This window comes from Pectobacterium parmentieri, from assembly GCF_001742145.1.
In the GTDB taxonomy this organism is placed as follows: Bacteria; Pseudomonadota; Gammaproteobacteria; order Enterobacterales; family Enterobacteriaceae; genus Pectobacterium; species Pectobacterium parmentieri.
In genome coordinates this window covers 534,934-547,829 of sequence record NZ_CP015749.1, presented here as the reverse complement: position 1 = coordinate 547,829, position 12,896 = coordinate 534,934, and the positions used below count along the sequence as shown (strand labels likewise).

The window sequence follows — 12,896 nt, the reverse complement described above, 5'->3', positions numbered from 1 at the left end:
GTTCGCAACAGGTTGATATGCCATCGACGAGTTTGATGTGATAAAACGTTTTTTTCATGTCAAAAGCATGAAAAAGATGAGTTTCAGGATAATTTACCTACTATCTGCTCTTTTTCCTGCCAGTGGCGATGATATGATATCAACAATATTTGTCAGCTCACCACACTAATCATTATTGAGAAAATACGAATGTTAAAAAAATTATTTTTCCCTCTTCTGGCCGTCATCCTGCTTGCCGGGTGTGCAGCAAAAAGCAACACGCTGAACGTCACCCCAAAAATTAGCCTGCCTTCTCAGGATCCTACGCTGATGGGCGTGACAATTAGCATCAATGGTGCAGACCAGCGCGCCGACCAGGCTCTGGCAAAAGTGAATCGCGATGGACAACTGGTTACGCTGACACCTTCCCGCGATCTACGTTTCCTGCTGCAAGAAGCACTGGAAAAACAAATGACCACACGGGGTTATATGATCGGAACAGGCGGCCCAGTAGCCTTACAGATCGTGGTTAACCACCTGTACGCCGATGTCTCCGAAGGCAACCTGCGCTACAACATCACGACTAAAGCAGATATCTCCATTATTTCTCAAGCGGCAAATGGTAACAAACAGGTGAAAAACTACCGCTCAACCTATAACGTTCAGGGCGCGTTTACCGCCAACAATCAAAACATCACCAATGCGGTTAACACAGTGTTAAGCGATGTCATCAACGACATGGCGCAAGACACCACCGTAAGTACGTTTATCAAAGAAAACGCCCGTTAATTTCTGCACGCCGCTTCCCTTGCTCCTGACTTGTCATAGAGCAAGGGAAAGGATCCCTCATGTTTAGTCGCATCATTACTTTGTTCAGCCAACGTAATTCGCTTTTTATGCTATTGCTTGGCTTCGCTTCCGGTTTGCCCCTGGCCCTGACATCTGGCACGCTGCAAGCGTGGATGACCGTCGAAAATGTCGATCTGAAAACCATTGGTTTTTTCTCTTTGGTTGGCCAAGCCTACGTATTCAAGTTTCTGTGGTCCCCCCTGATGGACCGCTACACCCCGCCGTTTCTTGGCAGACGCCGTGGGTGGCTGGTTCTCAGTCAGCTTTTGCTTATTGCTGCCATCATTGGTATGGGGTTTATGAACCCAGCACGCGATCTCTGGTGGCTGGCTGCGCTGGCGGTTCTGGTCGCGTTCTGCTCCGCATCTCAAGATATTGTTTTTGATGCCTATAAGACGGATTTACTTCCCCCTGAAGAACGCGGCACGGGTGCAGCTACCTCGGTACTAGGCTACCGACTGGCCATGCTGGTTTCTGGCGGGTTAGCACTGTGGATGGCCGATCGTTACCTCGGCTGGCAGTCAACCTATTGGTTAATGGCTGGGTTAATGCTGATCGGCGTATTCGCCACACTGTTAGCACCCGAACCATTGAATAGCCAGCCCGCGCCGCGCACCATGGAACAAGCGATTGTTGCCCCACTGCGCGATTTCTTCGAACGCAACAACGCCTGGCTCATTCTTCTGTTGATCGTGTTATACAAACTCGGTGATGCCTTTGCGATGAGTCTAACGACTACCTTCCTGATACGTGGCGTTGGCTTCAATGCCGGTGATGTCGGGTTGGTTAACAAAACCCTTGGACTATTCGCCACCATTGTCGGCGCTATTTATGGCGGTTTGCTAATGCAACGGCTCTCCTTGTTCAGAGCGCTGATGCTGTTTGGCATCCTTCAGGCCGTTTCAAATGCAGGGTACTGGCTCTTGGCTATCACCGCCAAAAATCTGTTTACCATGGCCAGCGCTGTTTTTCTGGAAAATCTCTGCGGCGGAATGGGAACGGCAGCATTTGTCGCCCTGTTGATGACGTTATGTAATAAATCCTTCTCAGCCACGCAGTTTGCCTTGCTTTCTGCCCTTTCTGCTGTCGGACGGGTTTACGTTGGCCCGATTGCCGGCTGGTTTGTCGAATCCTATGGCTGGGCATGGTTCTATCTGTTCTCAATCTTTGCCGCATTACCGGGCCTGGCAATCTTGATGATTTGCCGCGAGACGCTGGAATTCACTCAGAAAACAGATAGATTTCAGTTACGTACACACTTCCAAAATTATTACAAAAAGGCCTTACGTGTGTTAGGGCTAGGGGTGATATTACTGGCACTGTGGCTCGTCTTGCTCATCAGCAATGCGCTGGCGTGGTCTTCATTGCCGCGGTTGGCAGAATACCTGCTCGCCGTAGGCGGTGCGCTCGCTCTACTGGGCATTTTCTTTGGTAGCCTGCTGGACTATTTGTCACTCAGGCGAGCGTCCAAGCCGTCCGTACACTAACTGATATTCGTTCAGGCAGCGCTTCTGCTGCCTGAACCTATTACCATTCCTTTATTTAATTATTTTTTTCATAATTATCTTGCTAGAGGAAATTTTATTTCCTCGTAAAATCTCTCCAGAACTAATTTCATTCGTTAGCAAAAACACAGATTGGGCAAAATCCCCACCAAACTAAAAATAGAAAATAAGCGTTACGGTAAGTTGTAATTTCTTATTATCCATCCATACTCTCATCGGGGTAGCTACTTAATTTGCTGTTTTTAAATATCATTTTTATTTTGGCTATCTTTGTGACATTAAGGGCAAAAAACAGCAACAATCGGCTGACATAACCTTAATCATGTTTACAGTGCAGTAACCTTCCCGTAAAATGCCCGCTCGCATGAAATGACAATAGAGCCCTTGTTATTGAGGTCGCTAGATGAGACTCAAGAAATACAATAAAATTTTTGGGATGCTGTCTTTATTTGCAGCCACTGCTCTGCTGAGCGGTTGCGATATGGCGCTAATGAACCCCAAAGGAGAGGTCGGGTTAGAACAACGATCGTTAATACTGACTGCCATCGGGCTGATGTTGATCGTTGTGATTCCCGTTATCGTTATGACGATAGCTTTTGCCTGGAAGTTTCGTGCTTCCAATGAAAAGGCAAAATATACCCCAAACTGGTCACACTCCAATAAGATAGAAGCAGTAGTTTGGACTGTACCAATTATCATTATCGTTATTCTTGGCACGATTACCTGGAAGACGACTCACTCGCTTGATCCGTACAAGCCACTGGTATCAGACGTCAAACCTATCAATGTCGAAGTCGTTTCGCTTGACTGGAAATGGTTGTTTGTTTACCCGGACCTTGGTATCGCTACGGTTAACGAATTGGCTTTCCCTGCCAATGTACCTGTTGCATTCAAGATCACATCCGACTCAGTGATGAACTCCTTCTTCATCCCTCGTCTTGGTGGACAGATTTACGCCATGGCTGGAATGCAGACGAAGCTCCATTTAATCGCTAATGAACCGGGCAAATATGACGGGATCTCTGGCGGTTATAGTGGTAAAGGTTTCTCTGGTATGAAGTTCACCGCGATTGCCACACCAACCCAACAGGAATTCGATCAGTGGGTTGCGAACGTTCGTGCGTCCTCCAAGACACTGAATACTATGGATGAATTCAATACGTTGGCTAAGCCAAGTGAATTCCATCCTGTCGAATACTTCTCCAGTGTCCAGCCGGATTTGTTTAATAATATTATTCGCAAATTCATAGGCAACGACATGAACATGCAACATCATGGTGAAGGCATGAAGCCCGATGAAAACATGCAACACGGTGAGGGTATGAACATGGGCGAGCATAGCTCGCACAAAGGAGCCGAGGGATAATACGATGTTCGGAAAACTTACACTCGATGCGGTTCCGTACCACGAACCCATTATTATGGTCACCGTGGCGGCGATCATCGTCGGCGGCCTTGCGCTGCTGGCGGCAATAACCTATTTCGGTAAGTGGAAGTGGCTGTGGACTGAGTGGTTCACCTCCGTCGACCACAAGAAAATCGGTATCATGTACGTCATCGTCGGTTTGGTGATGATGATTCGTGGCTTTGCCGATGCCATCATGATGCGCGGCCAACAGGTTCTTGCCTCTGCCGGGCATGAGGGCTTCCTAAACGCTCACCACTACGATCAGATTTTCACCGCGCACGGTGTCATCATGATCTTCTTCGTGGCAACTCCGTTCGTTGTTGGCTTGATGAACCTTGCGGTTCCCTTGCAGATCGGTGCGCGTGATGTTGCTTTCCCCTTCCTGAACTCCCTCAGTTTCTGGCTGTTTGTGGCTGGCGTTGTCTTGATCAACCTCTCTCTCGGGGTAGGTGAGTTCGCGCAGACTGGCTGGGTGGCCTATCCGCCACTTTCAGGAAAGGAGTACAGTCCCGGCGTTGGGGTCGATTACTGGATATGGAGTCTACAGATATCCGGTATCGGTACCACGCTGACTGGCGTTAACTTCTTCGCGACGATTCTGAAGATGCGCGCGCCAGGCATGACGCTGATGAAAATGCCGGTATTTACCTGGACAGCGCTGTGTACCAACGTGCTGATCATTGCCGCATTCCCGATATTAACCGTTACCATTGCGCTACTGACGCTTGACCGTTACCTCGGCACCCATTTCTTTACCAATGATATGGGTGGCAACATGATGATGTACATCAACCTGATATGGGCATGGGGTCATCCTGAGGTTTACATTCTGGTGCTGCCGATATTCGGTGTTTACTCCGAAGTGGTTGCCACCTTCTGTAGAAAGCGTCTGTTTGGCTACACCTCACTGGTATGGGCCACCATTGCGATTACGGTTCTGTCGTTTATCGTTTGGCTGCACCACTTCTTTACCATGGGGTCCGGCGCGAACGTCAACGCCTTCTTTGGTATAGCCACTATGATTATTTCAATCCCAACCGGGGTTAAAATCTTCAACTGGCTGTTCACCATGTACCAAGGTCGTATTCAGCCCCACTCCACGATGCTGTGGACCACAGGCTTCATCATCACCTTCACCATCGGTGGGATGACAGGCGTACTGCTGGCCGTACCGGGCGCAAACTTTGTCTTGCACAACAGCCTGTTCCTGATTGCTCACTTCCATAACGTGATCATCGGCGGCGTGGTGTTTGGTTGCTTCGCAGGTATTACTTACTGGTTCCCGAAAGCCTTTGGTTTCACTCTGAACGAAACTTGGGGTAAACGCGCGTTCTGGTTCTGGATTATCGGCTTCTTCGTTGCTTTCATGCCGCTGTATATTCTCGGCTTCATGGGCATGACGCGTCGTCTGAGCCAGCAAATCAGCCCTGAATTCCACACCTTGTTGGTTGTGGCCTCCATCGGCGCGGTATTGATCGGTATCGGTGTGCTGTGTCAGGTTATCCAGTTCTATGTCAGTATCCGTGACCGTGACCAGAACCGCGATCTAACGGGCGATCCGTGGGGTGGACGCACGCTGGAGTGGGCAACGTCTTCTCCTGCGCCGTTCTATAACTTCGCCATCGTGCCACACATCGACGAGCGTGATGCATTCTGGGAAGCAAAAGAGAAAGGTGAAGCTTACAGGCGCCCTGCCAGCTATGAAGAAATTCACATGCCGAAGAATACCGGTGCTGGTGTGATTATCTCCGCATTCAGTCTGGTATTCGGTTTTGCGATGATCTGGCATATCTGGTGGCTGGCCATCGCTGGCTTTGCAGGCATGATTGTGACCTGGATTGTGCATAGCTTTAATCAGGACGTGGATTACTACGTGCCGGTTAAAGAAATTGAGCAAATTGAGAATCAGAACTTTGATCAACTCAGTAAGGCAGGCGTGAAACATGTCAACTGAAACTCTGGCTAACCACAATACTGCCCATGCCGAGCATGGGCACCACGACACAGGAGCCAATAAGGTATTCGGCTTCTGGGTCTACCTGATGAGCGACCTGATCATTTTCGGGTCACTGTTCGCAACCTATGCAGTACTGGTTAACGGTACGGCTGGTGGCCCAAGCGGGAAGGACATTTTCCAACTGCCTTTCGTGCTGGTGGAAACGTTCGCGCTGTTGTTCAGTAGTATTACCTACGGCATGGCGATGATCGCCATGAACAAAGGCAACAAATCTCAGGTTAATACCTGGTTGGGTGTGACCTTCTTGTTCGGCCTGGTGTTTATCGGGATGGAAATCTATGAATTCCATCACCTGATCGTGGAAGGCTATGGCCCGGATCGCAGCGCGTTCCTGTCCGCCTTCTTCGCGCTGGTCGGTACTCACGGGCTCCACGTAACGGGCGGTCTGATCTGGTTGGTCATCATGATGATTCAGGTGTCCAAACGTGGCCTGACGGCAACCAACAAAACGCGTCTGATGTGTCTGAGTCTGTTCTGGCACTTCCTTGACGTGGTGTGGATTTGTGTCTTCACCGTTGTTTATCTGCTGGGGGCAATCTAATGAGTCATTCAACAACCGATCATGCAGGTGCCAGCCACGGTAGCGTTAAATCGTATGTGATAGGTTTTGTTCTGTCTGTTATTTTGACAGTCATTCCTTTCAGTATGGTCATGAGCGGCACTGCCTCGCACAACGCCATTCTTTTCACGGTGGTGGGATGTGCAGTGGTTCAAATTCTGGTGCATCTGGTGTACTTCCTGCACCTGAATACGTCCTCAGAAGAGCGCTGGAACGTGGTGGCTCTTGTGTTTGCCGTCCTGATTATCGCGATTGTTGTCGTGGGCTCCATCTGGATTATGATGAGCGCACACCACAATATGATGATCCAGTAACAGAGCCGTAAAAGATGATTAAGCAATACCTGCAAGTTACTAAACCAGGAATTATTTTCGGAAATCTGATTTCCGTTATCGGTGGGTTTCTCCTTGCGGCACAGGGCCGCATTGATTATCCCTTGTTTCTCGCCACCCTCATGGGTGTGTCGTTAGTCGTTGCGTCTGGCTGCGTGTTTAACAACGTCATTGACCGCGATATCGATAAGAAAATGGAGAGAACCAAAAATCGGGTTCTGGTAAAGGGACTGATTTCGCTGAAGGTAACACTGGTTTACGCATCGCTGTTAGGTATTGCGGGTTTTGCCCTGCTGTACATCGCGGCCAACCCGCTGGCCATGTGGCTGGCGGTGATGGGCTTCGTCGTGTATGTCGGTGTATATAGCCTGTACATGAAGCGGCATTCTGTTTATGGCACGCTGATTGGTAGCCTGTCCGGCGCGGCACCACCCGTTATCGGTTACTGTGCCGTCAGCAACCAGTTCGACGCTGGCGCGTTGATTCTACTGCTGATCTTTAGCCTGTGGCAGATGCCGCATTCCTACGCGATCGCGATTTTCCGCTTTAAGGATTATCAGGCTGCCAATATCCCGGTGCTACCTGTTGTGAAGGGTATCTCCGTTGCGAAAAACCACATTACGCTCTATATCGTCGCGTTTGCAGTAGCAACATTGATGCTATCTCTCGGCGGCTATGCTGGCTATAAATACCTGATCGTTGCCGCAGCGGTCAGTGTATGGTGGTTGGGTATGGCGTTGTCGGGCTATAAAAACGCGATAGATGACCGCGTATGGGCAAGAAAGCTGTTTGTTTTCTCCATCGTCGCGATTACCTCACTGAGCGTGATGATGTCCGTGGATTCAATGGCGCCAGCGCATGAAGTTCTGCTGACCTATCTGCGTTAACCATAAGCAGTACGTTATTCATTAAGAAAAACAGGTGGCTCGTCCGCCTGTTTTTTTATGGCATACAGGAAGCCCCCCTCCAGGCAATCGCTAGCAGCATTGAAAAATGCTCCCTACGTTTTTTTCTTTTTCACTCCCCTATTTCCCTCTCGGCCAAATCAGGTAACAAACCTATCGTTTACTGTCTGGCCAATAACACACTAAAATAGCGCCAATTGTTTTCAGAGGTAACGAATGAACGATAATAAAATGACCTCAGGCGAATTACGCGCCACATGGGGCTTGGGAGCTGTTTTTTCACTGCGCATGCTTGGCATGTTCATGGTGTTACCCGTTTTGACGACTTACGGCATGGCCTTGCAGGGAGCCAGTGAAGCGCTGATCGGGATTGCGATTGGTATTTACGGTCTGATGCAGGCTATTTTCCAGATCCCCTTTGGCTTAGTCTCCGATCGTATCGGCAGAAAGCCGCTGATCGTCGGGGGGTTGCTGATTTTTGCATTCGGCAGCATCATCGCAGCACTAAGTGATTCCATCTGGGGCATTATCCTTGGCCGGGCATTGCAGGGAGCAGGGGCCATCTCTGCGGCCGTCATGGCACTGCTTTCCGACTTAACACGCGAACAGAACCGAACCAAAGCCATGGCGTTTATCGGCGTTAGCTTCGGCGTCACCTTTGCTATCGCCATGGTTGTTGGCCCTATAATTACCCATGCTTTTGGCTTACAGGCGCTCTTCTGGGGCATCGCCCTTCTATCATTCGCTGGCATTCTCATTACTCTAACCTTGATTCCTTCCGCTCCTGCGCACGTCCTGAATCGAGAATCGGCGATGGTGCGTGGCAGCTTCCGCAAAGTACTCGGCAATAGCCGCTTGCTAAAGCTGAATATCGGCATTATGTGCCTTCATATCCTGCTGATGTCGAGCTTTGTCGCCCTCCCCCGCGCGATGGAATCCGCAGGACTGGCACCGCAGGATCACTGGAAAATCTATCTGGTTACTATGCTGCTCTCCTTTGTTGGCGTCGTACCCTTCATTATCTATGCCGAAGTGAAAAGGCGGATGAAACAGGTTTTCATCGGCTGCATCGTGGTATTAATCGCCGCAGAAGTCGTCCTGTGGGATGCGGGTAACCATCTCTGGCAAATTATCCTCGGCGTACAGCTATTCTTTCTGGCTTTCAACGTCATGGAGGCGCTGTTGCCATCGTTGATTAGCAAGGAATCGCCAGCGGGATACAAAGGCACCGCAATGGGCGTTTACTCCACCACACAGTTTATCGGTGTAGCAATTGGCGGGAGCCTAGGCGGTGGATTGTTTGAGCTTTATGGCGCATCTGTTGTGTTTATGGCTGGCGCAGCCATTGCCGCTATCTGGCTGTTCGTCAGTTTCACCATGCAGGAACCGCCCTATCTCAGCAGTCTAAGAATCTCGCTGACCGATTTAGCATTGCAGGATAGTGAGTTGGAACAGAGAATCCGCACCCAGCCTGGCGTTGCTGAAGTGGTTATCGTGCCGGATGAGTACAGCGCCTATGTGAAGATCGACAACAAAAAGACCAATCGGCAGCAGTTAGAACAAGTAGTGGGCCACGTTTAAGCCAAGCAAAAGGCCAGCGTTCTCGCTGGCCTTGTTGTTCATCGGCGTGGGACTAAAAGTATCAATCGCGGAAGTTGGTAAACTGGAACGGTTGTCCCAAATTGCCACCACGAATCAACGCCATCACACCTTGTAAATCATCACGTGATTTCCCTGTGACGCGAACCTGTTCACCCTGAATCTGCGCCTGCACTTTTAGCTTGCTGTCTTTAATCAGCTTGATAATTTGCTTCGCCAACGTAGTTTCAATACCTTGCTTCAGCTTCGCTTCCACACTGTACGTTTTGCCGCTGTGTTCCATCTCTTCTGGAATTTCCAGCGCACCGCCTTCAATACCGCGCTTAACCAACTTTTCACGCAGAATATCAACCAGTTGTTGTACCTGAAAATCAGACTCGCTGGCCACTTTGATACTCTGTGATTTCTCATTCAGTTCAAAGCTAGCCGGAACATTGCGAAAATCCCAGCGGGTGCTCAGATCGCGCGTCGCATTTTCCACCGCGTTACGGACTTCCTGCATATCAATTTCCGAAACAATATCGAAAGATGGCATAATTCGCTCTCCTGACAAATTTGGCTGGCGAGCATAATAACCGCTCTTCTGCGATAAGCAAGATGCCAGACACGATCCCGATTTTTACTCTGTATCAGGTAAACAGGCCGAATAACACAAAATTATGGTGTGAATGATAGCCTATGATAGGAGATCGACAGTGCCCGCATCAAATAAGGGAGACGCACATGAAAATCACCGTTCTTGGCTGTGGCGCGCTGGGGCAACTTTGGCTCGCCGCGTTGCATCAACAAGGACATGATCTCCAGGGATGGCTGCGCATTCCGCAACCGTATTGTTCGGTCAATGTCACCCTGTTGGACGGCCAGCACTGCAATCTCAACCTAACGGCTAACGATCCCGATCATCTTGCCCAGAGCGAACTGCTACTGGTCACGCTAAAAGCCTGGCAAGTTTCCGATGCCGTTACCGTACTGTTGCCCCAACTCAACCCGCATTGCACGATTTTGCTGTTACATAACGGGATGGGTACGCGGGAAGAGTTACCGCCACTACAGCAGCCGCTGGTGCTTGGTATCACCACCCACGCGGCCCGGCGCGACGCAACCAACGTCGTCCACGTTGCCGCAGGCACTACGCATATCGGTACGTTTAACGGAGACAGTAGTCAAAGCCATTTGGCAGAAATACTGCATCAGGCCTTACCGGATGTGGCTTGGCATAGCAATATCAGCGCGACCTGCTGGCTCAAACTGGCTGCTAACTGCGTCATCAATCCACTGACGGTGAAATATCACTGCGCCAATGGCGAACTTGCCGCATATCCGGAGCTAATTACTTCACTTTGTCAGGAGGTGGCCAATGTCATGGAACGGGAAGGCTTCCACACATCGCGAGACAGTCTGCAACTCTACGTTAATCAAATTATTCAGAACACCGCGGCAAATACCTCATCGATGTTGCAGGACATCATCGCTCAGCGACATACTGAAATTGACTACATTACCGGGTATTTGCTGCACCGTGCGCGTCTCCACGGTCTGACGCTCCCCGAGAATGCCCGCCTATTTGACTACATTAAGCAAAAGGAAAACGATTATGACCGCATCGGCACTGGTGTGTCTGGCGCCTGGTAGTGAAGAAATTGAAGCCGTCACGACTATCGATCTGCTTGTCCGGGCGGGTATTCAGGTAACACTTGCCAGCGTGGCAAGCGATGGCGACCTTGAAATCGTCTGTTCACGCGGGGTAAGGCTGCTGGCCGATGCGCCACTGGCTATGGTCGCCGATCGGCCTTTCGATGTGCTTGTGCTACCGGGCGGGTTAAAAGGTGCGGAGTGCTTCCGCGATAGCCCAATACTGGTGGAATGCATTCGGCAAACGCATCTGGAAGGAAAAATTGTCGCTGCCATGTGTGCCACACCGGCGCTGGTGCTTGAATATCATCAGTTGTTCCCCGTAGGAAACATGACGGGCTATCCCACATTCAAAGAGAGTATAGCGCCAGAGAAATGGATGGATAAACGCGTCGTCTACGATCCACGCGTGAATCTGTTAACCACACAAGGGCCTGGCACCAGTATGGATTTCGCTCTGAAGATCATTGATTTGCTGCTGGGGAAAGAAAAAGCCGCTGAGGTCGCCGCACAGCTCATTCTGCCGCCGGGAATTTATAACTATCACGATTAATAATCGCGCAGTTTATAACCCCCGCGATGAAAACTGATGAAAAAGGCGCTTACGCGCCTTTCTATATTACGGACGGTATACCTTCACATTGCTGAAACCTTGCTCACGCAAATATAACGCCTGCAAACGGCTCATCACGCCGCGCTCGCAGTAAAGCAAATAGGTTTTACTCTGATCCAAATCGCCAAACTGCGTACCCAGCTTGTAGAACGGTAAGGATTTAATTTCGATCTGCTCCAGTTGAAGCGGCTTATCGTCCTGTTCATCCGGCACGCGGATATCCAGCAGCACGTCAGTTGGCGCAAATGATGCGACCGTTTCGACTTCAACCACGTCTTGCTTGGTCTGCTCGGCGATCTCACGGATATCAATATTTCGCGCTTCACTCACCACGCGATCCAGAATAGCAAAGTCAAAGTGGCCTTCCTCGGCCTCAATCTTCGCTTTCACGGCCTTCACCGTCGGGCTTTTGGAGATTACACCGCAATATTCCGGCATCGTTTTGGCGAAATCTTCCGTCCCCAGTTCGCGAGCCTGTTTGATAATGTGCTCTTTATCATGAGAGATCAGCGGGCGTAAAATCAGGGTATCGGAAGCATTGTCGATCAAACGCAGGTTAGTCAGCGTCTGGCTGGAAACCTGCCCTAGCGCTTCGCCAGTCACCAACGCCTGAACGCCATAACGCTCAGCTATTTTGGAGGCCGCACGCACCATCATGCGCTTCAAGACGACGCCCATCTGCCCGTCGTCGACCTTCTCCAGAATTTCACCAACAACGGGATCGAAATCAATAGCAATAAAACGCACCCGATGTGAACTACCAAACCGGTTCCACAAATAATGCGCCACCTGTTTCACACCAATCTCGTGTGCTGCACCGCCAAGATTGAAGAAGCAGTAATGCACGCGGCATCCTCGGCGCATCAACATATAGCTGGATACACCGGAATCGAAACCACCGGAAATGAGTGACAGTACATCTTCCTGCGTACCGATCGGATAGCCGCCAATCCCTTCATAACGGCCCTTAATCAGCAACAGACGATCCTGCTCGATTTCCAGATGCACAGTGACCTGCGGAGCGGTGAGATTGACTCGCGCCGTTTCAATGTGCTGATTCAGCCCGCCACCGACATAGCGTTCCACGTCCTGTGAACTAAACTCATGCTTACCGCGGCGTTTTACTCGTACACAAAACGTCTTGCCTTCCAGACGTTCACGATACAGCACCAACGCCTGTTCAAAGATGTTATGCACGTCGGTATAGGCGTGATCTTCAACTTCCAGAATATGATGAATACCCGGAATTCTCGTCAGCGCATCACGAATCGCTCCACGCTGGCTTTCGTCTTTGGCCCGAACTTCGATATGATCCCAGTGACGGACAACCGCCAGCGTTTCATCATAGTGTTTTAATACGTTGCGAATGTTTCCGGTTAGAATCTTGATAAAGCGCAACCGCACAGATTGGCTCTTGATGGTGATTTCCGGGAACAATTTAATGATAAACTTCATGGTGGCTGTCGTTACTTGGTCAGACAGGTGTAAATAAATTTAC

General features: G+C 50.0%; 12 protein-coding genes. 10 read left to right on the top strand and 2 right to left on the bottom strand.

From position 1 onward, the window contains the following. Window positions 1-189 precede the first annotated feature (189 nt). From A8F97_RS02315 to A8F97_RS02280, 8 genes are all read left to right on the top strand, one after another. Window positions 190-768, top strand: a complete 579-nt coding sequence (locus A8F97_RS02315; protein ID WP_033071823.1) for a lipoprotein — start codon at window positions 190-192, stop codon at window positions 766-768. A gap of 59 nt (window positions 769-827) precedes the next feature. Then, window positions 828-2,315 (top strand): muropeptide MFS transporter AmpG, encoded by a 1,488-nt coding sequence (gene ampG, locus A8F97_RS02310; protein ID WP_033071824.1) that lies wholly within the window; start codon window positions 828-830, stop codon window positions 2,313-2,315. A gap of 421 nt (window positions 2,316-2,736) precedes the next feature. Then, window positions 2,737-3,699, top strand: coding sequence for a cytochrome o ubiquinol oxidase subunit II (gene cyoA, locus A8F97_RS02305; RefSeq protein ID WP_033071825.1), 963 nt, complete (start codon window positions 2,737-2,739; stop codon window positions 3,697-3,699). Window positions 3,700-3,703: 4 nt separating this feature from the next. Further along, a complete protein-coding gene (gene cyoB, locus A8F97_RS02300; protein ID WP_033071826.1) occupies window positions 3,704-5,695 on the top strand; it encodes a cytochrome o ubiquinol oxidase subunit I in 1,992 nt (663 codons plus the stop codon). Then, window positions 5,685-6,299: a cytochrome o ubiquinol oxidase subunit III gene (locus A8F97_RS02295; protein ID WP_014700838.1), complete on the top strand. Its 615-nt coding sequence runs from the start codon at window positions 5,685-5,687 to the stop codon at window positions 6,297-6,299. The genes cyoB and A8F97_RS02295 overlap by 11 nt, the downstream gene beginning before the upstream one ends. Then, window positions 6,299-6,631 carry a cytochrome o ubiquinol oxidase subunit IV gene (locus tag A8F97_RS02290; protein WP_011092734.1) on the top strand — a complete coding sequence of 111 codons (333 nt, stop codon included), beginning with the start codon at window positions 6,299-6,301 and terminating at the stop codon, window positions 6,629-6,631. Before A8F97_RS02295 ends, A8F97_RS02290 begins: the two co-directional genes overlap by 1 nt. Window positions 6,632-6,645: 14 nt before the next feature. Next, window positions 6,646-7,536 (top strand): heme o synthase, encoded by an 891-nt coding sequence (cyoE, locus tag A8F97_RS02285; RefSeq protein ID WP_033071827.1) that lies wholly within the window; start codon window positions 6,646-6,648, stop codon window positions 7,534-7,536. A 234-nt stretch (window positions 7,537-7,770) separates the two neighbouring features. Beyond that, complete coding sequence (locus tag A8F97_RS02280; RefSeq protein WP_014700839.1) at window positions 7,771-9,135, top strand: MFS transporter; 1,365 nt, start codon at window positions 7,771-7,773, stop codon at window positions 9,133-9,135. 61 nt (window positions 9,136-9,196) lie between these two features. Here A8F97_RS02280 and A8F97_RS02275 read toward each other — a convergent pair whose 3' ends face one another. Further along, complete coding sequence (locus A8F97_RS02275; RefSeq protein ID WP_005976012.1) at window positions 9,197-9,688, bottom strand: YajQ family cyclic di-GMP-binding protein; 492 nt, start codon at window positions 9,686-9,688, stop codon at window positions 9,197-9,199. A gap of 188 nt (window positions 9,689-9,876) precedes the next feature. On the opposite strand from A8F97_RS02275, the gene panE reads away from it, so the two are divergent. Continuing rightward, complete coding sequence (panE, locus tag A8F97_RS02270; protein WP_033071828.1) at window positions 9,877-10,785, top strand: 2-dehydropantoate 2-reductase; 909 nt, start codon at window positions 9,877-9,879, stop codon at window positions 10,783-10,785. Beyond that, entirely contained in the window at window positions 10,748-11,338 is a 591-nt protein-coding gene (yajL, locus tag A8F97_RS02265; RefSeq protein WP_014700841.1) for a protein deglycase YajL, read from the top strand. Before panE ends, yajL begins: the two co-directional genes overlap by 38 nt. Before the next feature lie 66 nt (window positions 11,339-11,404). On the opposite strand, the gene thiI is transcribed toward yajL, so the two are convergent. Further along, window positions 11,405-12,853, bottom strand: a complete 1,449-nt coding sequence (thiI, locus tag A8F97_RS02260) for a tRNA uracil 4-sulfurtransferase ThiI (protein ID WP_033071829.1) — start codon at window positions 12,851-12,853, stop codon at window positions 11,405-11,407. Window positions 12,854-12,896 lie beyond the last annotated feature (43 nt).